At 63.0% G+C, this 21,880-nt stretch carries 16 protein-coding genes and 1 tRNA gene; 14 read left to right on the top strand and 3 right to left on the bottom strand.

All coding sequences use genetic code 11. From position 1 onward, the window contains the following. Positions 1 to 299: 299 nt before the first annotated feature. The 13 genes from XH80_RS38845 to XH80_RS38780 all read left to right on the top strand — a co-directional run bounded on the left by XH80_RS38845 (position 300) and on the right by XH80_RS38780 (position 16,094). On the top strand, positions 300 to 1,691 hold the full coding sequence (locus tag XH80_RS38845) for a serine hydrolase domain-containing protein (RefSeq protein ID WP_271603174.1): 1,392 nt from the start codon (positions 300 to 302) through the stop codon (positions 1,689 to 1,691). Positions 1,692 to 2,104: 413 nt separating this feature from the next. Then, entirely contained in the window at positions 2,105 to 3,340 is a 1,236-nt protein-coding gene (locus XH80_RS38840) for a multidrug effflux MFS transporter (protein ID WP_271603173.1), read from the top strand. Then, complete coding sequence (guaD, locus tag XH80_RS38835; RefSeq protein WP_271603172.1) at positions 3,337 to 4,734, top strand: guanine deaminase; 1,398 nt, start codon at positions 3,337 to 3,339, stop codon at positions 4,732 to 4,734. Before XH80_RS38840 ends, guaD begins: the two co-directional genes overlap by 4 nt. 10 nt (positions 4,735 to 4,744) lie before the next feature. Then, positions 4,745 to 5,728, top strand: a complete 984-nt coding sequence (locus XH80_RS38830) for an antibiotic biosynthesis monooxygenase (RefSeq protein WP_271603171.1) — start codon at positions 4,745 to 4,747, stop codon at positions 5,726 to 5,728. 48 nt (positions 5,729 to 5,776) lie between these two features. Then, positions 5,777 to 6,682, top strand: a complete 906-nt coding sequence (gene rnz / locus XH80_RS38825; RefSeq protein WP_271603170.1) for a ribonuclease Z — start codon at positions 5,777 to 5,779, stop codon at positions 6,680 to 6,682. A gap of 119 nt (positions 6,683 to 6,801) precedes the next feature. Beyond that, positions 6,802 to 7,005 (top strand): hypothetical protein, encoded by a 204-nt coding sequence (locus XH80_RS38820; RefSeq protein WP_220001937.1) that lies wholly within the window; start codon positions 6,802 to 6,804, stop codon positions 7,003 to 7,005. A gap of 260 nt (positions 7,006 to 7,265) precedes the next feature. After that, complete coding sequence (locus XH80_RS38815; RefSeq protein WP_271603327.1) at positions 7,266 to 8,156, top strand: dihydrodipicolinate synthase family protein; 891 nt, start codon at positions 7,266 to 7,268, stop codon at positions 8,154 to 8,156. Between the two features lie 22 nt (positions 8,157 to 8,178). After that, positions 8,179 to 9,285, top strand: coding sequence for a four-carbon acid sugar kinase family protein (locus XH80_RS38810; RefSeq protein WP_271603169.1), 1,107 nt, complete (start codon positions 8,179 to 8,181; stop codon positions 9,283 to 9,285). Continuing rightward, positions 9,282 to 10,307: a 4-hydroxythreonine-4-phosphate dehydrogenase PdxA gene (gene pdxA, locus XH80_RS38805; RefSeq protein ID WP_271603168.1), complete on the top strand. Its 1,026-nt coding sequence runs from the start codon at positions 9,282 to 9,284 to the stop codon at positions 10,305 to 10,307. The genes XH80_RS38810 and pdxA overlap by 4 nt, the downstream gene beginning before the upstream one ends. 266 nt (positions 10,308 to 10,573) lie before the next feature. Beyond that, positions 10,574 to 10,647, top strand: a tRNA-Gln gene (locus XH80_RS38800). A gap of 762 nt (positions 10,648 to 11,409) precedes the next feature. Next, positions 11,410 to 12,891, top strand: a complete 1,482-nt coding sequence (locus tag XH80_RS38795) for a porin (protein ID WP_271603167.1) — start codon at positions 11,410 to 11,412, stop codon at positions 12,889 to 12,891. A 268-nt stretch (positions 12,892 to 13,159) separates the two neighbouring features. Next, positions 13,160 to 15,166, top strand: a complete 2,007-nt coding sequence (locus XH80_RS44175) for an O-linked N-acetylglucosamine transferase, SPINDLY family protein (RefSeq protein ID WP_442869201.1) — start codon at positions 13,160 to 13,162, stop codon at positions 15,164 to 15,166. A 64-nt stretch (positions 15,167 to 15,230) separates the two neighbouring features. Continuing rightward, a complete protein-coding gene (locus XH80_RS38780; protein ID WP_220001942.1) occupies positions 15,231 to 16,094 on the top strand; it encodes an FkbM family methyltransferase in 864 nt (287 codons plus the stop codon). Between the two features lie 19 nt (positions 16,095 to 16,113). Here XH80_RS38780 and XH80_RS38775 read toward each other — a convergent pair whose 3' ends face one another. From XH80_RS38775 to XH80_RS38765, 3 genes are all read right to left on the bottom strand, one after another. Beyond that, positions 16,114 to 16,683, bottom strand: coding sequence for an invasion associated locus B family protein (locus XH80_RS38775; protein WP_220001943.1), 570 nt, complete (start codon positions 16,681 to 16,683; stop codon positions 16,114 to 16,116). Positions 16,684 to 16,746: 63 nt separating this feature from the next. Beyond that, a complete protein-coding gene (locus tag XH80_RS38770; protein WP_271603164.1) occupies positions 16,747 to 19,887 on the bottom strand; it encodes a multidrug efflux RND transporter permease subunit in 3,141 nt (1,046 codons plus the stop codon). After that, positions 19,884 to 21,059, bottom strand: coding sequence for an efflux RND transporter periplasmic adaptor subunit (locus XH80_RS38765; RefSeq protein ID WP_271603163.1), 1,176 nt, complete (start codon positions 21,057 to 21,059; stop codon positions 19,884 to 19,886). Before XH80_RS38765 ends, XH80_RS38770 begins: the two co-directional genes overlap by 4 nt. Positions 21,060 to 21,449: 390 nt before the next feature. On the opposite strand from XH80_RS38765, the gene XH80_RS38760 reads away from it, so the two are divergent. Next, entirely contained in the window at positions 21,450 to 21,689 is a 240-nt protein-coding gene (locus tag XH80_RS38760; RefSeq protein ID WP_271603162.1) for a hypothetical protein, read from the top strand. The last annotated feature ends 191 nt before the right edge of the window (positions 21,690 to 21,880 follow it).

Below are 21,880 nucleotides of genomic sequence, written 5' to 3'. Positions count from 1 at the left end.
CGGCAGGCGAGGCGCCACTTCGCAGATGGGCCTACAAGCGACCTTCCAAAATGAAGGAGGCCGCCAGCTGAGGCAACCTCGTCGGATCGCCTAGCACACCGTAGATGGGGACAACGCCCACGACGCGGCGCATCTGCTGGCTGACCGCGGCAACTTGCATCTGCCGTACTGTTGATAGTGCGTCTCTGCGCTGGCGGGAATCCAAAGAAAATACTTCAACAGGCGTTCTGCCTGGTTCCGCCAATCCGTTAATGAGTATTGTGCAGCGATCAGGTCAGGCTCGCAGCGGGTGGGATGCAATGTATATTCGCCAGATTATTTTCGCCCTCGTGCTGCTCGGCGCTTTGGTTCGGTTCGAGGCTGCCACAGCTGAAGATGGTTTCCCGGCAGCGGAGTGGGAGCGCGTCACTCCTGCAGAATTGGGCTGGTCAGAGACCGAATTGGCCCAAGCGCGATCCTTTTCGGATCAGATTGGCTCGAGCGCGGTTGTGATCGTTCAGCACGGGAAGGTGGTGGCCGAGTGGGGCAATACGACGAAGCCAATGGAAGTCGCTTCAATCCGCAAGAGCCTGCTCAGCGCCCTGGTCGGCATCGCAGTGTCGGATCACCTGATCAACCTCGACAGCACGCTTGGCGAACTCGGCATCGACGATAATCCGCCTGGCTTGACCGGGTTCGAGAAGGGCGCGACGGTGCGCGAACTGCTCGAAGCGCGTTCCGGGGTCTACCACGCGGCGCTCTATGAGACGCCTGATATGGCCAGGATGAGACCGCCGCGCGGCAGCCACCCGCCCGGCACCTTCTGGTATTACAACAATTGGGATTTCAACGCGCTCGGCACGATCTACGAGCACGCAACTGGCAGCGGCATCTTCGAGGCGCTCGACCTAAGAATCGCAAAGCCAATCGGCATGCAGGACTACCGCCAACAGGATGGCAGCTACGTCCGCGGCGAAGCATCTATCCACCCCGCCTATGAGATCCGCATGAGCGCTCGGGACTTGGCGCGTTTTGCACTTCTCTATCTGCGCAAAGGCAATTGGGCCGGACACCAGATCGTGCCGCGGGAGTGGGTGGAAGAGAGCACGCGCAGCCATTCGAAAGCGGCACCCCTGCCGGGCTATGGCTATCTCTGGTGGATCGGTTTTCTGGGCGGTGACGTTGCGCCTACGGTCACTTTGCCGAAAGGCAGCTTTTTGGCCCAAGGTGCCGGCGGCCAATACGCCTTGGTCGTGCCCGCGCTCGACCTCGTCGTGGTGCATCGTGTCGACCGCGACACGCCCTTCACCGAACCTTCTTTTCGTAGTATCGGCAGGCTGTTCTGGCTGATCCTGAAGGCCGAGGGCTATGATCCGGGGCCCGATGCCTCGCTCACCGCAGCGGCCGGCGAACGACCGACAGGTGAGACCCTTCTCGCAAAACTCCAGGGCAAGACGATCAGCTTCGGTGCCAAGCTCAGGAATGGTCCGCTCACAATGCGATTCGAGCCCGACGGCCGGATGACTTATCCGCACTGGGACGAGGCCTTCGGACCTGCGGCCGGGACATGGACGGTCGCGGGGGATAGGCTCTGTCTCTTAATCTCGGATGCCAGACGTCGCTGCTACGTTCCAGTGCTGAACGGTGAACGGATCGAGTTGTTCGACCAGCTTGGTGTCATGCAAATCGACGGGATGGCGATGCCTCAGTGATCTGCATGCAGCAATCGGCTCGCGACGTCCGGAGCAAGCCGCGTTCGCAACGGCGATGGCTTCCGAACAGTTAATGGTTCGGAGCGATTGCGGATTCACGACTGGAGATTATGCCGTCGCGCGCCTGTTTTGCCCGACGTGTCAAGCCTCCCGGCGTCAGCGCGGCGCGCGGCGCGAGACGCGAAATTCGCCAGTGATTTGTACTGTGCATGGGGTTGTTTTCGCGTTTTCGACTGGGCGTCCTCACGCCGCAAGGCGCCCGAACAACGGCTAAGCGCATCGAAACCGGACCTCTAAGAATTTCTACATAAAGTTGTGACACGGTCCCGCGCGTCAAGACCCGCAACCCGCATCGTCGCGTCTCATTGCGCGCACGAAAGACGGGGCCCGCGGGCACTGTGGGGGCGTTGTTCATGACTGCACTTGCTTCGGACGCCGGTCGCGCCAAGCGGGGGATCGTGCCGATCCTGCTGTGCGTCGTGCCGTTCAGCCAGATTCCGCTCGATGCCTATACGCCGGGCCTGCCGCAGATGGTGGTGGATCTGGCGACCGACTCCGCGTCGATGCAGAACACCGTCACCGCTTATATGCTCGGCATGAGCCTCGCGCTGGTGCCTGTCGGCATTGCCTCCGATACGCTCGGGCGTCGCGGCGTCCTGCTCGCGGGTCTTGCGATGCTCATCGCCATGAGCGTCGCCTGTGCGATGGCCACCAGCGCCTCGCTGCTGCTGGGATTGCGTTTCCTGCAAGGCATCGGCGGCTGCACCTGCCTCGTGGTCGCCTATGCGGTTGCCGCCGACTGCTATCGCGGCCGTGAGCTGACCGCGATCTCCGGTCTGCTTGGCGCCGCCTGGGGGCTCGCACCCGTGCTTGCGCCGGCGGCCGGTGGCTTCATCGTCGACCTCACATCCTGGCGCGGTGTCTTCATCGTCATCGCCATCGCCGCAAGCACCGTCGCCATGATCGTCGTGTTCCTCCTGCCCGAGACGCTGCCAGCCGAACGACGTGCGCCATTCGATCCGCGCCGCACCGCGGGCATCCTGCGCGATGCGCTGCTGCGTCCGGGCTTCCTCGCCTTCGTGCTGGTCTTCGCTGCGGCCGCCAGCGCGCAGTTGGCGTTCGGCGTCGTCGCGCCGTTCTTCTATCAGACCGGGCTCGGTTACTCCGCGGCCATCTACGGCCTCGTCGCGCTCGGCCTTGGCGGCGTCAATCTCGCCGGCGAACTCGGCTGCGCGCATTTCGCGCAGCTTTTGCCGGCCCGGCTGCTCGGCTTCGGCGCCTTCGCGCTGTTTGTTGCCGGCGCCGGCGTCCTGACCGGAACAGGCATGACGCTCGGCCTCGACTTCGCGTCGATCACACTGGGCGGCGCGCTGGTGCTCGGCGGCTGCGGCGTGCTGTGCCCGATGATGTACGGCATGGGGCTCGGCCTGTTCGAGCGGGACCATGGCCTGATCGGCGGCCTCATCAGCGCGCTCTGCTATCTCGCCGTCAGCGGCGCCATGGCGATCGCGGCGGTGTTGCCCGAAGAGACACAGGCGCCGATCGGACTGCTCTATCTCGGCCTCTGCGCCATCGCGGGCGTGCTGCTCGCGATCTCGTTGCCCGCGGCGCGCCAGGCCACCCAGACACAAGAAGGAATCACGTCATGACCACAGTCGGTATTCGCGGCACGTTCTTCGACTTCGTCGACGATCCCTGGAAGCACGTCGGCAACGAGCAGGCCGCAGCGCGCTTCCATCAGGACGGCCTCATGGTCGTCACCGACGGCATCATCAAGGCGTTCGGGCCCTACGAGAAGATCGCGGCCGCGCATCCGGGCGTCGAGATCACTGACATCAAGGATCGCATCATCGTCCCCGGCTTCATCGACGGCCATATCCATTTGCCGCAGACCCGCGTGTTGGGTGCCTATGGCGAGCAGCTGCTGCCCTGGCTGCAGAAATGGGTCTATCCGGAAGAACTCAAATACCGCGATCGCAATTACGCGCGCGAGGGCGTGAAGCGTTTCCTCGACGCGCTGCTGGCGTCCGGCACCACCACCTGCCAGGCCTTTACCAGCTCCTCGCCGGTCTCGACCGAAGAGCTGTTCGAGGAAGCGGCGCGCCGCAACATGCGCGTTATCGCCGGCCTCACCGGGATCGATCGCAACGCACCCGCCGATTTCATCGATACTCCCGAGAATTTCTATCGCGACAGCAAGCGGCTGATCGCCCAGTACCACAACAAGGGCCGCAACCTCTATGCCATCACGCCGCGCTTTGCTTTCGGCGCCTCGCCGGAGCTGCTGAAGGCGTGCCAGCGCCTCAAGCACGAGCATCCCGACTGCTGGGTCAATACCCACATCTCCGAGAACCCGGCCGAGTGCACTGGGGTGCTGGTCGAGCATCCGGACTGCCAGGACTATCTCGGCGTCTACGAGAAGTTCGATCTGGTCGGCCCGAAATTCTCCGGCGGCCACGGCGTCTACCTCTCGAACAACGAGTTCCGCCGCATGTCGAAGAAGGGGGCGGCGGTGGTGTTCTGCCCGTGCTCGAACCTGTTTCTCGGCAGCGGCCTGTTCCGCCTCGGCCGCGCCACCGATCCGGAGCATCGCGTGAAAATGTCGTTCGGCACCGACGTCGGCGGCGGCAACCGCTTCTCGATGATCTCCGTGTTAGATGACGCCTACAAGGTCGGTATGTGCAACAACACGCTGCTCGATGGCAGCATTGATCCGGCGCGCAAGGATCTTGCCGAAGCCGAGCGCAACAAGCTCTCGCCCTATCGTGGCTTCTGGTCGATCACGCTCGGCGGGGCGGAAGGTCTCTATATCGACGACAAGCTCGGCAATTTCGAGCCGGGCAAGGAGGCCGATTTCGTCGCGCTCGATCCCAACGGCGGGCAAATCGCGCAAGCCTGGCACCAGTCGCTGATCGCCGACGGCGCCGGTCCGCGCACGATGGATGAGGCCGCGAGCATGCTGTTCGCCGTCATGATGGTCGGTGACGATCGCTGCGTCGACGAGACCTGGGTGATGGGCAAGCGTCTCTACAAGAAGAGCTGAAACGGACGCGATGAACGGATCACCCGACAAGGCCGGTCAGGCGGTCGCACTCGTCATCCAGCGCCGGATCGCCGACGATGGCTTTGCCGCGTTCGCCCGATGGAACGGCGAGGTGGGCGAGGTGCTCAAGGCATGGCCCGGCTTTCTCGGCCAGGAGGTGGTTCCGCCACAGCCGCCGGCGCATGTCGACTGGGTGACGATCGTGCGTTTTGCGAGCCCGGCCGCGGCGCGCGCCTGGCTTCAGAGCGAGGTGCGGGCGAAACTGATCGCGGAGGTGCAGCGCTACTTCGTCGGTTCGGAGGATGTCCATATCCTGCCCGATACCGGCGTCGAGCGCGACAGCGCCGTCTCCGCCGTCATTTCCTTCAAGGTGCCAGTTGGGTTGGAGGACGACTTCCTCAAATGGCAGCAGCGCATTCAGGCCGCAGAAGCCGAGTTCAAGGGATTCCTCCGCCACAAGATCGAGCGGCCAATTCCGGGCCTGCACGATGAGTGGATCATCATCCTGTCGTTCGACAGCGATGCGAACCTCAGCGCCTGGCTCGACTCGCCCTTGCGGCAGACGCTGTTGAAAGAGGGTGCGCGCTTCAACGCCGGCATGAGCGTGAAGAGGGCAAGCTACGGCTTCAATTTCTGGTTCCCGGCCGGCAAGGCCCAGGCCCCGGAGCAAAGTTTGAACCTGATCTGGAAGAGCAACCTCATCGTCCTCTTGGTGCTCTATCCCGTGGTCTATCTCTGGGGCACTTTCATCAGCCATCCGCTGATCGACAGCCATGGGGTGCCGATCTGGCTGTCGCTCTTCGTCGGCAATCTCGTCAGCACTCAGCTGCTCGGCTGGTGGCTCGTGCCTACTGCGTTCAAGGCGCTCGATTGGTGGATCGCGCCGAAGGCCGCGTTTGGCCGTCAGATCGCGGGCTACGCACTGCTTGCTGCACTCTATGCCGCATCAATGGGGCTATACGCACTGCTGCTCACGTGGCATTGGGGACGGTGAGGCCGTCTGGGGGCGGGCCTCGGCCGATCCGCTGGACAACTGACCACCATGTTCGCCCTGACATTCCTTGGCACCTCCGCAAGCGTTCCGTCTGCTGAACGCAATCATCCGGCGCTCCTGCTCGAGGCCGCGGGCACGCGCATGCTGATCGATTGCGGGGAGGGAACGCAGCGCCAGTTGCTGCGAAGTGGCGCCGGCTTTCGGCGGCTCGATCGCATTCTTCTCACGCATGGACATCTCGATCACGTGCTGGGCATCCCCGGTCTCTTCTCGACGATGGGGCTTCGGCAGACTTCCGACGTGATGACCATCCATGGCGGGCCTGAAACGCTCGATATCGTGATCCGCATGCTTGCAGGCCTGTGGGGCGCGGGAAGGGCGCCGATAGCACTGGAGTTTGTGCCCCTGTCGGAAGGGCAGGTCATCAACGCAGGCGACTTCAGCATCGACTGCTTTCCGGTCCGCCATCGCGACACCGACAGTTTCGGCTTCTCATTCCAGAGTCCGGCGCGCCGTCATCTGTTGTCTGATCGTCTCTCGGCACTTGGTGTGCCCGATGGACCCATGCGCGGTGAGCTGGCCGCAGGTCGGCCGATCGTCGTTGAAGGGGGCCGGACGATTGACCCGGAGGATGTTCTGGGGCCGCCAAGCGGCGGCAAGAAGTTGGTGGTGATCGGCGACACCGAGACCACCGAGGGACTTTCGACGCACGTCGCGGCTGCCGATCTGCTCGTGATCGAGGCGACGTTCCTGCACAAGGATGCTGCGACGGCGCGAGACTACGGCCACCTCACGGCAGCAGAGGCGGCGCGGTTCGCGGCTGCCAACAACGTCCGGCAGCTCGTTCTGACTCATCTGTCGGGTCGTTATGAGAACGACGAGATCCTGGCCGAAGCTGCAAGGATCTTCCCGAGCGTCAGGATCGCCGCTGATCTGGATCGGATCACTGTTTAGGCCGTGCGTTGCACGTTCATTAATCTTACCGGTCAAGGTTGACGCGACTTCATTCCCGCAGCCGCGCGTCAGCGCGGTATTTTCGCGAGATCAGAAATCAGGTTGTATTGAGAGTATTGATGTCGCGTTCCGTTGAACTGATCGTCGAGGGCTATGTGAGGCTGAACGATCGCCGTGCGCTCGAAGGTATTTTGACGCATCGCCAGGACCTCCTGCGGCAATTGGTGGCCGTGACCGGTGTCGACCCGAAGCAGGCCATCGCGCAGGTCAGCGAGGAAATCAGCATCATCGAAGCCGGGCTTGCGACGCTCGTTCCGGAATAGCCGCCGCCTGGATCGCATCCCGCGATCACCTCGATAGTTCCGACTTGATCGCGAGATCCTGTACCGGGCACCTTGGCCGTGCCCGAATGCCCTGCATGACAGCCGCGGCCGTTGACGCCGCGGCGGCCGGCTCTTACCAACGGATCAGATCATGGATGTTCGCACTTCGAACAACGTCGATCCAACGAACGGAGGAAGCTTTGTCGACATCATCGCTGCAACCCGACTCCTCGCACTCACAGTCCTTGCACCCGCATGGCGTGTTCTCCGCCGCGCTGACGCCGCTCGACGCCGAGCTCGCGCCTGATCACGCGCGCTTCATCGCGCATTGCCGCTATCTGCTGGAAGAAGGCTGCGACGGCATCGCAATGCTCGGCACGACGGGGGAGGCGAACTCCTTCTCGGTCTCCGAGCGGACCACATTGTTGGAGGCCGTGATCGCTGGCGGCATCAAGCCCAACCAGTTGCTGCCGGGCACCGGCGTCGCGGCCTTCACCGAGACTGTTGCGTTGACGCGCCACGCGCTGTCGGTCGGCGTCGAGACCGTGGTGATGCTGCCGCCGTTCTATTACAAGAACGTCAGCGACGACGGCGTCTATGCCGCCTACAGCGAGATCATCCAGCGCATCGCCAATCCCAGGCTCAGGATCGTGCTCTATCACATCCCGCAGATGTCGATGCAGCCGATCTCGCATGCGCTGATCGAGCGGCTGCGCAAGGACTATCCGTCGACCATCGTCGGCATCAAGGACTCTTCCGGTGACTTCGCCAACATGACCGCGATGGTCGAGCGTTTCCCGGGCTTTGCGGTGCTGACGGGCGCCGACCCGCTGCTGCTGCCGCTGCTGCGCAAGGGCGGCGCGGGCTGCATCACCGCGACCTCGAACCTCGTCGCCCGCGACCTTGCCTATGTCTTCAAGCATTTCCGCGACAGCGACGGCGATGCAAGCCTCGCCGCAGCGCAGGCGCGCATCGTCAAGGCGCGCGAGTTGGTCTCGCGCTTCGTGCAGATGCCGTCGCTCAAGGCGCTGATGGCTGAGCGCACAGGTCACGCCGGCTGGCAGCGCCTGCGGCCGCCGCTCGAGACCTTGCCGGCAGCTCAAGTGAAAGAATTGCTCGCAAGTGCCGCAGCATTCGCGAAAGCCGCTTAGAGGCTAACGACAAGGCATGGCGATGACGCGCGTCCGTATGCTTGCCGACGATCTTACCGGCGCGCTCGACGCCGCGGCGGAGTTCGTCGGCCTGTGCGGGCCGTTCGACGTGATCTGGTCGGAGGCGTCCGCTGCGTCAGTCTTGCGGAGCCTGGCCATCGACAGCGGCACTCGTGAGCGTTCGAAGACCGAGAGTGTCGAGATCGTCACTCGGCTGGCGCCGCTGCTTCAGGACGGCGAGGTCGCCTACAAGAAAGTCGACAGCCTGCTTCGTGGTGCGTGGGCGGCCGAACTCGGCGCTTGCCTGAACACCGGCCATTGGGCGTCTTGCGTGGTCGCACCTGCTTTCGACTATCAGGGACGCCGCACAGTCGAGGGCCAGCAATATGCGCGCACCGTGCAGGGCGACTGGCATCGCGTTGGCGACAATCTGCTGGATCAGCTAAGGCAGGAGGGCATCGCGGCGCAGCGGGGTTGTTCCGACACGCTGTCACAGGGCGGTGTTCAGGTCTTCGACGCTGAGAGCGACCTCGATCTCGACCGCGTCGCCGAAATGGGGCGACGCATGCCGGGACCTGTGCTCTGGTGCGGCAGCGGCGGTTTGGCCGGTGCGCTTGCGCGCAATCATCGCGCCGATGCTTCGCCTCAACTTAAGCGGCCCGTGCTCGGATTGTTCGGCTCGGATCAAGCCGCAACCGCAGCGCAGCTTGCAGCGTGCGGTGAGGCGACAATTTCGTTGGCCGAAGGTGAAAGCAGCATGCGCGTTCAGCGCAAACTCGAAGACGGCGGCGTGGCCTTTGTGAAATTCGCGCTTCCCGATGACCTGTCGCGCGCCGAGGCCGCGCAACGGATCGCTCGCGAATTGACGGCGCTCACCGCTGCCCTCGATCCGCCGGGAACCCTGATCGTTGCCGGCGGCGAGACGTTGAAGGCCGTATGCGTTGCGCTCGGTGCGCATGCGCTTCAGGTTACGGGTCGCATCGTGCCCGGCCTGCCCCGCTCGACGCTGCAGGGTGGCCGCTGGGCCGACGTCGATGTCATCTCGAAATCCGGGGCATTCGGCGTGCGCGAGTTGTGGCGCGATCTGCTGCGGGACAATCATTTGCTCAACTTGGAGAGTCCGACATGACCTCTCGTCACCTCGCCGTCACCATGGGCGATCCCGCCGGAATCGGGCCAGAGATCATCGTCAAGGCCTGCGTCGGATTGAAGGAACGGATTGCCAGAGGCGATCTCCGCCTGCTCATCATCGGCAGCGGCGCGGCGCTGGATGGCGCGAAGGCTACGCTCGGCGCCAACGTTGCGATCCCGGAGGTCACCGCCGACGATCGCGACTGGCCCAATCTCTGCTACCTGCAAGCCGACGCCGAAGGCGATCCGATCAAGCCGGGCGTGCTCAGTGCCGATGGCGGCCGCTTTGCCTATAAGGCGATCGAGCAGGGCGTCCGGCTGACGCAGTCCGGCCGCACCGCGGCGATCGTCACGGCGCCCCTGAACAAGGAAGCGCTCAACAAGGCCGGCTACCACTTCCCGGGCCATACCGAGATGCTGGCGCATCTCACCGGCGTGCGCGGCTCGGTGATGTTGCTCGCCCATGGCAACATGCGCGTCAGCCATGTCTCGACCCATGTGGCGCTGGAGGACGTGCCGAAGCGTCTGACCCCGGAGCGACTGCGCATGGTGATTGATCTCACCAATGACGCGCTGCGTCGGCTCGGCATTGCAAAGCCCAAGATCGCGATCGCCGCGCTCAATCCGCATGCCGGCGAGGGCGGTCTTTTCGGCCGGCAGGATATCGACGTTTCCGCGCCGACGATCGCCAAAGCCGTCGCCGATGGTCTGGACGTCGTCGGCCCCGTGCCGGGCGACACCATCTTCGTCAAGCTGCGCGCCGGCCAGTTCGATGCGGCGGTCGCGATGTATCACGACCAGGGGCACATTCCCGTAAAACTGCTCGGCTTCCAGGTCGATCCCACGACTGGTCGCTGGCAGGAGCTCTCAGGCGTCAACATTACGCTGGGCCTGCCGATCATCCGCACCTCGGTCGATCACGGCACCGCTTTCGACATTGCCGGCAGGGGCATCGCCAACGAGCACAGCCTGATCGAGGCCGTTGATTATGCCGAGCGTCTTGCCGCCGGCGCTTCCTGAAGCGCGATGATGATTGATCCCAATCTCATCGCGTTCTAGCCGTCGTCGCCGCGCGCGAGCGGCGGCGGCGGCGAACCCGCCGAACTCGCGTTCGATCGATCCGGCAAGTGCGATCGTCGTGCGATCCTCCAGATGCACAGCCGCGCTTGCCAGCCTATGGCTGAGCAGGTAGAAGGCTGCACGCCTGAGCCGCGATTTGCGCAAACCGCGCTGCCGGCCACAGTCGGACAAATCAGTAAGACGTTGAATTTGTTCGGCTATTCCGTTGGGGAATGGTGTAACGGTAGCACAACAGACTCTGACTCTGTTTGTCTTGGTTCGAATCCAGGTTCCCCAGCCAAGCGTCAGATTCCCGGCCTGGATCGTCCATTGATCGGCCGAGCGCGGAACACCTGGCCCGGCGCCGCGCTCGCGTTGTCGGCGCGCCCGCGCTCCGACGTTGCGATGAGCGAACGCGGTCACCATCCTCGTCCGGCAATCTCTGTTCAGCAGCTCATCGCGTTGTGACCGACCTGGGCCGTGGCGATTCGCCTTCGCATAGCTGCGATCTTCACTCGCCGCGCAAAATACGGCTCGTGAACTGATGCGTCCGCGTAACAGTAATAATTTGAAAGGCGCGTGTCGCTGCTGCGATGACGTGTGGTGCGGACCGCTCTTTCCACGCGGCCCGATTCGACCTTTCCAAGCCCTGAAGTGCGGTCTCCAGGGTTCGCCTGCAAACCGCATAGCGGCGGGTTCCGTCGGGGACCCTGGGCGTCACGCAGCTGTGATCGATATTTTATGAAGTAAAATCAAATGATTATTCGATCTTGGCCGAAAAAATGTTGCGTGATTTTTGTGCAACACCTGCCCGGATTCGGATTGTTCGGCGGTGTTTGGGCCCGTTCGGATGTTGCGTGTGCATCGGCCATCCATCATGGTGATCGGGCGACGGAGGGGGGCATCCCAAGGTCGTCCCGTTTAGGTCTTTCGCTTAAGTCCCTCGCGTTCATGCGGGTGTGTCCGAAGACGCGAAGGCGGCCAAAGCGGTGATTTAAAGGGGGTTGGGGAATTGGCCGTTCGGGTCAGTGACCTTCCCTGAAGAGCAACTTGGAGGTTTAACATGAAGTTGGTTAAGAGCCTTTTGCTCGGCTCAGCGGCGGGTCTGATCGCCGTGGGCGGAGCTCAAGCAGCCGATCTCCCCGTGAAGGCCAAGGCGGTCGAATACGTGAAGATCTGCTCCCTGTACGGTGCGGGTTTCTACTACATGCCGGGCACCGATACCTGCATCAAGTTCGGCGGCTACGTCCGCGCTGACTACTGGGCCCAGGGCGGCGACTATGGCTTCCGTCAGGGCGCGAACCAGGGTTCGAACAACCGTCTGACGAACTACTGGGGCATGCGCGCTCGTATGGACCTCACGGTCGATACGCGCACGGCGACCGAGTACGGCGTGGTTCGCACCTTCGCCGACATGGTCTTCACCTGGGATACGCAAGCTGTCAGCAACAGCAACCCGTCGACCCTCAATGGTACGCCTAACACTTCGGCCTCGCTCGGCCTGTACCATGCGTTCATCCAGTTCGCCGGCTTCACCTTCGGCCGCACGGTCTCGATCTTCGACGCCCCGTGGCAGAGCTATCCGGCTGGCGGTCCCGATACCCTTCCGGGCGGTTCCAACCACGTGACCGGTATCAACCAGGTCGCCTATACCGCTGACTTCGGCCAGGGCATCACCGGCTCGATCGCGCTCGAGGATGAAACGACCTCCGCTGGTGGTCAGTCGAACCTGTGGAACCTGTCGAGCGCGACTGCGGGCGGCATCATCACAGGTGCGTACGGCGCCAACAACTGGGGTGGAACGCGCTCGCCCGACATCACCGGTGCGATCCGTGTTGACCAGGCCTGGGGTCTGGCTCAGATCTCGGTTGCTGCGCATGACATGCATGCTGCCTACTACGGCGCGACGGAACCCACGGGTCACCCGGGCGACAAGTGGGGCTGGGCGGTCCAGGGTTCGTTGTCGATCAAGAACATCCCGACTGGCGCGGGTGACTCGATCAACTTGCAGGCGGTCTACACCGACGGTGCGAGCCGCTACAACTTCCAGAGCCTGTTCCCGCAGACCTTCTTCATGTACAGCGGTAGCGGCATTGCCTATCAGGGCCTCGGCTTCGCCGGCATTGCTGATGGTGTCTACACCACCGGCTCTGGCATCGAATCCGTCAAGTCCTGGGGCTTCCGCGGTGGCTACACCCACAACTGGAGCCCGAACTGGGCGAGCGCGATCTATGGTGGCTACGGCGCCATTCAGTACGGTTCCGGCGGCAAGGCCGCGATCTGCGCGAACATGGTCACGTTGCTTGGTCTCACGGGCAACTGCAACCCGGACTTCAACTTCGCTGTGATCGGTGTCAACACCGTGTGGACCCCGGTGAAGAACCTGGCCTTCACGGCGGACGTGAGCTGGTCGCGTCTTGACCAGAAGTACTCGGGCACCATCGCGAGCCCGGGCCTTGCGGCCGCTGCCAAGCCGGCAGCTCTCTATGAGCTGAAGGACCAGGACTCGGTCGCCCTGCTCCTCCGCGCTCAGCGTAACTTCTAAGCTCAGTCCTGAGCCGACGACAAAGACCCCCAGCGGTTTCGCTGGGGGTCATTTTTTTGCAGGTCACTTTGAACATCGTCACCGCGCGAAGGATCGAAAAGCCGAGTTGGTCGGCATCGATTACCGCGTGCGAAAATGGGCATTTGCGCAGTGATTTCGTGCCTTGCAGCGCGATGGCGCGGGCCGTTGTTCTCTCTAGCGAAGGCGACTAGAGTTTTTGCACCAATTCACCAAGAGACCAACCGTCGTCGGGTGCAGAACCAGTCTTATGGCGCAGCAAAGCCGCAACAAGGGAGCGTCGGCCCCCATCTCGTTCCATCCCTCGGCTAGTCTGGACCAGGCCATTGCGGCGCACCGTTCGGGCAATCTGTTGGAGGCGGAGCGGGCCTATACTTCAGTCCTGAAGGGAAGCAAAACGCATCCTGTCGCGCTGCATATGCTGGGGCTGTTGCACGCTCAGCGCGGCAATTTGGCGGACGCCGAGCCGCTGCTCAAGAAGGCCGCCCGCGTCGATGCCGGCAATCCCGACGTCGTTTTCAACTATGCCAACGTGCTGCGTGCATTGGACAAGACGGACGATGCGCTGGCCTGGTTCGCGAAAGCGATTGCCCTGTCGCCTGATTTCGCCGATGCGCATCTCAATCGCGGAGCGATCCTGATGGCTCGGCAGGAGCTTCACGGGGCCATCGCGGAATTTGATCGCGCCATTGCGATCGCGCCATCGAGCGCAGCGTTCGCCAACCGGGGCAGTGCGTTCCGGCAGCTCGGTCAGCTCGACGAAGCGCTTGGCTGCTACCAAAGAGCCGTCGCGCTTGCACCGTCGAATCCGCAGCTTCATTTCGTCTTGTCCGAGGTCCTTGGCCAAATGGGCCGACACGACGAAGCGATCGGAGCACTCGAAAGAACTGTCGCACTCAACAAGGCCTTCCCGTTCGCCTTGAGCAAGCTCGTCGATGCCAGGCGGAAGTGGGCCGATTGGCGCGATTTCGAACGTGAACAGGCCGGCCTGGACGAGGCCGTCGAATCCGGCGTGGCGGTCGATCCCTTCATGTTCCTTCATGCTTCGTCGTCTCCCGCACGCCAATTGACCTGTGCGAAGACATTCGTCGCCGAGGTCGCCCCGGACCGAGGTGCGGCGAGACCCAGAACGCCGTCACCGGTTTCCCGGCTGCGGATCGGGTACTTGTCCGCCGATTTTCGCAATCACGCCACCGCAAATTTGATGGCCGGGGTTTTTGAGGCGCACGACCGTGAGCGCTTCGCCGTCAGCGCCATGTCCTACGGGCCGGATGACCGCAGCGCGATGCGCCGTCGGATGGAGGCAGCATTCGAACGCTTTGAAGATGTCAGCCATCTTGCCGACGAGGATGTGGTCAAGCTGATCCGCCAGCTCGACATCGAGGTTCTCGTCGATCTCGGAGGCTTCACCGCGGGCGCGAGGCCGAAAATCCTCGCGCACCGGGCCGCTCCCATCCAGGTCAACTATCTCGGCTTTGCCGGCACGATGGGCGCGTCCTATATCGACTACATCATGGCCGACCGGATCGTCATTCCCGAAGCCGAGCAGAAGCACTACGCCGAGAAGGTGATTTACCTTCCGGACAGCTATCAGGCGACTGACGCAAGGCGATCGCTTGCAAATGTACCTGCCAGAAGCGAGGTCGGACTGCGGGACGATGCGTTCGTCTACTGTGCGTTCAACAGAACATCCAAGATCACGCCCGTGCTGTTCGATGTCTGGATGCGGCTGCTTGCCGAGACCGCCGGCAGCGTCCTCTGGCTGCTTGATGGCGACCCGATCGCCAGGGAGAACCTGAAGCGTGAGGCCGTTGCGCGCGACATCGCGGCAGAGAGGATCGTGTTCGCCCCACAAGTGGCTGCCGACGCGCACCTGGCGCGCCACCAACTCGCCGATCTGTACCTGGACACACTGCCCTACAATGCCCATACGGCGGCCAGCGACGCTCTCTGGGCCGGCTTGCCCGTTGTGACCTGCCTCGGCACCGCCTTTGCGGGACGCGTTGCAGCCAGCATCCTGAACGCTGTCGGCCTGCCTGAACTGGTGACGCAATCGCTAAACGATTATGAGAGCTTGGCGCTTCGGATCGCGCATGATTCCGAACTTCGAAGCGCCCTGAAGAGCAAGCTGGTGTCGCAGCGGACCACTTCGCCGCTGTTCGATACCGCCCGCATGACGCGGCACATCGAAAAGGCTTTCGATGAAATGTGGCGTCGGCATTGCGCTGGCGAAGCGCCGGCCTCGTTTGCCGTGTAAATCTCATCATGAGGTCGCCTCGGCGTGAAGCCTCATGTCATTCCTTCCAGAGGCTTCTCCTGAAATGACTGACAACGAACCGGACCTTCTCAACAATCTCATCCGGCCCGCACGGCTGACCGCGGTCGTGGATGTCGGAGCCAATCCGATCGATGGCGAGCCGCCCTACAAGGCGATGCTGCAACGAAGGCTTTGTACCGTCGTTGGCTTTGAACCGCAGGACGAAGCGCTTGCAGAGCTCAATGCCCGCAAGAGCGACCTCGAGAGCTACTATCACTATGTCGTCGGCAATGGGCACAAGGCAAAGCTGCGTCTGTGCCGAATCCCGGGAATGACGAGCCTGCTGCTTCCGGATCAGAATGTGCTGTCGCATTTTGCGAAATTTTCCGAATGGGGCAGCGTCGTCAGCGAACATCCGGTTCAGACCCGCCGGCTCGACGATATCGCCGAAATCCGGGATCTGGATTTCCTGAAAATCGACGTTCAGGGCTCCGAGCTGGCGGTCTTCGGAAGCGGGCGGCAGAAGCTGAAGCAGGCCGTCGCCATTCAAACGGAGGTCTCGTTTCTTTGCCTTTACAAGGAGCAGCCGACATTCGGCGATATCGATGGCGAATTGCGCAAGCAGGGGTTCGTTCCTCACGCCTTTACGGCCATCAACCGGCGTATGATCGCTCCCTTGAGCGACCCATCCAATCCCTACGCGGCGATGAACCAGCTGCTGGAGGCCGATATCGTCTATGTGCGAAACTTCATGCGGCCGACTGACATGACGGTCGAGCAACTCAAGCATCTGGCAATGATCGCTCATCATTGCTACCGCTCATTCGACCTTGCTGCGAACTGTATTCATCACCTGATTGCGCGCAAGTCGATCCCTGATCGGTCGATCCGCGACTACATGGCGTCCATCCAGCTTCCGCAACGCTGATCAGAGCTGGCCGCGCAAATTACTTGATCTTGTCGTAGGCCGCGGCGAAGTCGTTCAACGGCATCGGGATCGCGATCGTCTCCTTGGCCATGTTCTGAAAGGAGACCTTCAGCTGCTTGCCCGAGCGAAGGCTCGCGAGCAGGTCGGGCGCGATCGGCGTCGAGGCATAGCAGCCGCGGTTCTCGCAGGTCTGGATCTGCAGATCGATCGTCTTGCCTTCGTCGACCTGAAGCTTGGCGCCGAGCGGGAGATTGAGGCCGAGAGGCAGCTGCAGCAGCGCAACCGGCGTGCGGGTGTCGGGCGCGACGCGGATGTTGATCAAGACGATGGTCTGGCCGGTCTTGGTCAGCACTGCGTTCTGCTCGATCGCGCATTCGAGCGGGGCGTCGCGGCTCGCGCTGGTGCAGCGCGCGATCCAGCCGGGCTGAGGCGGCGTGCTCTCGGCCTGCGGTTGGGTTGGTGCAGGCGTCGGCTGGGCGGCGGGGGCAGGGGAAGCCGCGTTCTTCTTGCTGCCCTGCTGGGCAGACGCAGCGCCCGTCGACAACAGAACAGCGGCGGCAAGGGCGACAAGTCTGGATTGCATGGGCATGGCGTGACCGCGTTGGCTTGAACCGAGGGCTTGGCTGTAGCGTCGCGGATGTCGCGACGCAAGCTACTCGGCGGCTTCCTTGACGGTGCCGTGCTCCGACGTCTCGAGCCCATCCTCGTCGGCCGAGCCGCCCTTGAACAGGTTGGAGAATTTGTCGAGGTAGAGATAGACCACCGGTGTGGTGAACAGCGTCAGCGCTTGGCTGACGATGAGGCCGCCGACCATGGCGTAGCCGAGCGGCTGGCGGATCTCGGCGCCGGTGCCGTGGCCGAGCATCAGCGGCACGCCGCCCAGCAATGCTGCCATCGTCGTCATCATGATCGGGCGGAAGCGCAGCAGCGCGGCCTGCCGGATCGATTCCTCCGGCGTCTTGTGCTCGTCGCGCTCGGCCGCGATGGCGAAGTCGACCATCATGATGCCGTTCTTCTTCACGATGCCGATCAGCAGGATGACGCCGATCAAGGCAATGAGGCTGAACTCGAATCCGGCGGCCATCAGGATCGCGAGCGCGCCGACGCCGGCCGAGGGCAGGGTCGACAGAATCGTGATCGGATGGATGTAGCTCTCGTAGAGGATGCCGAGGATCAGATAGACCACGACCAGCGCCGCGAGGATCAAAAGCGGCACGGTGCCGAGCGATTGCTGGAACGCCTGCGCGGTGCCCTGGAAGCTCGAGTTCAGCGTCGCCGGCGCGCCGAGATCGGCCATCGCCTTCTGCACGGCCTCGGTGGCCTGGCCGAGCGCAACGCCCTGGGCGAGGTTGAAGCTGATGGTGATCGCCGGGAATTGGCCCTGGTGGCTGATCGAGAGCGGGCGGACCGGGTCGGTGGTCCAAGTCGCGAAGGTCGAGAGCGGCACCTGGTCGCCTGTCAGCGGCGACTTCAGATAAAGCTTGTTGAGGCTGTCGAGATTGCCCTGCATTTCCGGCAGGATCTCCAGGATCACCTTGTAGGTGTTGAGCTGGGTGAAATACTGCGTCACCTGCCGCTGCCCGAAGGCGTCGTACAGCGTGTCGTCGATCAGCTGCGGCTGGATGCCATAGCGCGCGGCGGTGTCGCGGTTGATCTTGAGCTGAACCGTCGTGCCCTGGGTCTGCTGGTCGGTGGCGACGTCGCGCAGCTCCGGCAGCGTCTGCATCTTGGCCAGGATCTTCGGTGCCCAGTCGTTGAGCTCGGCGAGATCGGCATCCTGCAAGGTGAACTCGAACTGCGTGCGGGTCGGCCGGCCGCCGAGGCGGACATCCTGGGCCGCCTGCATGTACAGACGGGCGCCCGATACCTTCTCGAGCTTGGGGCGCAGCCGCGCAATGATCTGCTGTGCCGATGCCTCGCGCTTGTCGCGCGGCTTCAGCGTGATGAACATGTTGCCGTTGTTGCCGGCGCGGCCGCTGCCGCCGATGTTCATCGCGATCGTCGCGACGTCGGGGTCCTGCATGACGATCTTGCCGAGCTCGACCTGCCGGCGCTGCATCTCGGCGAAGGAGATGTCCTGCGAGGCCTCCGAGGTCGCCGTTATCAGGCCGACGTCCTGCTGCGGGAAGAAGCCCTTCGGGATCAGGACGAAGAGATAGATCGACAGCCCAAGCGTGGCGAAGAAGACCACGAGGGTGGTGCGCCGCCAGGCCAGGGCATGGTCGAGCCCCCATTCGTAGCCGCGCAGCATCGCGTCGAAGGCGCTCTCGCTCCATTTGTAGAATTTGCCGTGGGTCACTTCGCCATGGGCACGCAGAAAGCGCGAGGCCATCATCGGCGTCAGGGTCAGCGACACGAACATCGACACGAAGATCGTCATCGCCAGCACGACCGCGAATTCGCGGAACAGGCGTCCGATGATGCCGCCCATCAGGAGCAGCGGGATCAGCACGGCGACCAGCGAGATGGAGATCGAGACGATGGTGAAGCCGATCTCCTTGGAGCCTCTGAAGGCGGCAGCGAGCGGCTTTTCGCCTTCTTCGATGTAACGCGTGATGTTCTCCAGCATCACGATGGCGTCGTCGACCACGAAGCCGACGGCGATCGTGAGCGCCATCAGCGACAGATTGTCGAGCGAATAGCCGAACACCCACATCAGGGCGCAGGCCCCCAGCAGCGCCAGCGGAACCGTGACGGTGGGAATCACCGTCGCCCAGAAGCTGCGCAGGAACACGAAGATGACCATGACCACGAGGGCGATGGTCAGCAGCAGCGTGAACTGGACGTCCTCGACCGCGGCACGAATGGTCGTGGTGCGGTCGCTGATGAGCTCGATCTTGATCGCGGGCGGGATCGCTGCGACGAGGCGGGGCAGGGTCGCCTTGATCCGGTCGACGGTCTCGATGACGTTGGCGCCCGGCTGCTTGAACACCACCAGGAATACGCCGCGCTTGCCATTGGCCCAGGCCGCCTGCTTGGCATCCTCGGCGCCGCTGACCGCCTGCCCGATGTCGCGGATGCGCAGCGGGCCGCCGTTGCGGTAGGCGATGATGACGTCGTTCCAGTCCTTGGACTGGGTGAGCTGATCGTTGGCGTAGATCGTGTAGGCGCGCTTCTCGCCGTCGATATTGCCCTTCGGGCTGTCGACCGTGGTGATCGCGATCTGGCTACGCACGTCCTCCATCGACAGGCCCTTGGCGACCAGCTTCGCCGGATCGACCTGGATGCGGATCGAGGGTTTCTGCTGGCCGCCGATGAAGACCTGTGCGACGCCGGAGATCTGGCTGATCTGCTGGGCGAGCTGGGCGTCGATCGAATCGCTGACCGTGGTCAGGGGCAGTGTGTCCGATGTCGCCGACAGCAGCAGGATCGGGGAGTCGGCCGGGTTCACCTTGCGGTAGGTCGGCGGCGAGGGCAGGTTCTTCGGCAATTGGCCGCTGGCGGCGTTGATGGCGCCCTGCACGTCGTTCGCCGCACCGTCGATGCTGCGGTTGAGGTCGAACTGGATGGTGATCGAGGCGGTGCCCAGATAGCTCGTCGAGGTCATCTGCGCGATGCCGGGAATCTGGGCGAACTGGCGCTCCAGCGGCTGGGCGACCGACGAGGCCATCGTCTCCGGGCTGCCGCCCGGCAAGTTGGCCGTGACCTGGATGGTCGGGAAGTCCACCTGCGGCAGCGGCGCCACCGGCAGCAGCGGATAGGCGACGAGGCCGACAAAAAGAATGCCGGCCATCAGCAGCGATGTGCCGATGGGATAACGGATGAAAGGTGCCGAAATCCCGCCGTCGGTCATTCCTGTTGGACCTTGTTTTTCTGGACCGGATCCGAACTCGCGACAGTCGTCGAGACCAGACTGCCGGGCTGAACCTTGTACTGGCCGCCGGTGATCACCTGCTGGCCGGGACTCAAGCCTTCCTCGATGACCGAGCGTCCGTCGATGGAATAGGCGACCTTGATCTTGCGAACCTCGGCCTTGTTGTCCTGGCCGACGGTATAGGCGTAGAGGCCGTTGGTCGAATGCTGGACCGCGTCATCGGGAACGATGGTCGCGTCTTTCAGCGTCCGCACCAGCAGCCGCGTCGACACCGATTGTCCCGGCCACAGCGTGTGCTCCTTGTTGTCGAACACCGCCTTCAGCCTGATCGTCCCGCTGGTCGTATCAACCTGGTTGTTGATGACGGCAAGCTTGCCTTCGGCCAGCGTCTTCTTGCCGTCGGTGGTGAACGCAATCACCCTGAGCTCGCCGGATTTCTGGCCCTCGCTGATATAGGGCAGCTGGTCCTCCGGCGCGGTGAAGATCACCGTGATCGGTTCGACCTGCGCGATGGTGACGACACCGGTCTGGTTCGAGGCGTTGACGATGTTGCCGATGTCGACCTGGCGCAGGCCGGCGACGCCCGTGATCGGCGCCGTGATCTGGGTGTAGTCGAGCTGGGTCTGGGCGTTGGCGATCGCGGCTTCGTCGGCGGCGATCTGGGCGGTGAGCTGGGCGACGGTCGAGCGCTGGGTATCGACGCGCTGTGCGGTCGCGAATTCGCCGAGCTTCATCGCACGCTGCAGCTCGAGATTGGCATTGGCCAGGCTAGCCTCGTCCTGCGCCTTCTTGGCCTTGGCCTGGTCGAGCGTGGCTTGATAGGGGCGGGGATCGATCGAGACCAGCAACTCGCCCTGCTTGACGATCTGGCCTTCGGTGAAGGCGATCTTGTCGATCTGGCCATCCACCCGGGTCCGGACTTGTACGGTGTTGAAGCCCTGAACGGTGCCGAGACCGGTCAGGTAAACCGGGAAATCGGTCTTCTGGACCGGCGCGATGCTGACCGGCACGGCGGGCGCGCGCGGCGCACCCTTCTGTGCAGTCTGGGCTTTCCCGGCCTCCGCGGCCTGGTATCGCTGCCAGCCGTAATAGCCGCCGGCGGCCACGGCTGCGATGATGACAATCCACAGGATCGGCCGTGACTTTTTCATTGTGAGCGTATCGGCTTGTATGCCCAAAACAACGAATGGCGGGGCAATCAAAGGGTTCCAGCAAGGCTTGTATATTACACGCCAAGTTCCAGTGTAAACAGCACTATCAGTTGAGAATCCTAAACAATTGGAAAGCTTTGCACCCCGTAGGCAACCGGGTGACGCGCCGGTGTGCAGTGCTGCATTCTCTTGTGACGAGCGAGGAGCGTGCAAGAGACAGAGAATACTCGCAGGCGTCGTGACGTTGCGATGGAGGACGCGAGCGAACGCGCTGTGCAGGTGCGGGCGCATTTGCCTTCGCGAGAACGGTTCTAAACCGCTCCGGTCGCGTTTCGGTTGTCACCAAAACCAGCATCGTTCATATCGGCGCCGCCACGTCAGGAGTGCGGAATGGACGAATTGAACGGCAAGCTGATCGCGTGCCAGATTCTGATTACGGGGTTGATCGCTCGCGTAGCCAATGAGCAGCGCGATCCCTTGCGCTTTCTCACCGACTTCCGCGACGAGATCAAAGCCGTCGTTGGCGGCGTCAACATCGTGGGCATGGACAACACCGATCGCGTGCGTGCAACCGCGCAGCGCACCGTCGATGAATTGTTCTCGCTGATGAAGCCCCCGAGCAGCGACTGACGGCTGCGCAAGATGATGCACGAAGACGAGTGTCGCTATGTCCCGCTGCATCAACGTGTCGCGCGACAATGCCTGCTGCGACAGGCGTCCCGTGCTTTGACGCAAAGCGCGATGCACGAACCGCGCATCGCAAGGACAAACATCGGCTCCAGTTTAGAACGCTTACAAGCTCGAGCTTAGAACGGTTTCAA

It is taken from the genome of Bradyrhizobium sp. CCBAU 45384, assembly GCF_028128665.1.
Classification (GTDB): Bacteria; Pseudomonadota; Alphaproteobacteria; order Rhizobiales; family Xanthobacteraceae; genus Bradyrhizobium; species Bradyrhizobium manausense.
The sequence above is the reverse complement of the archived record's forward strand: the minus strand, read 5'-3'. Positions and strand labels throughout refer to the sequence as shown.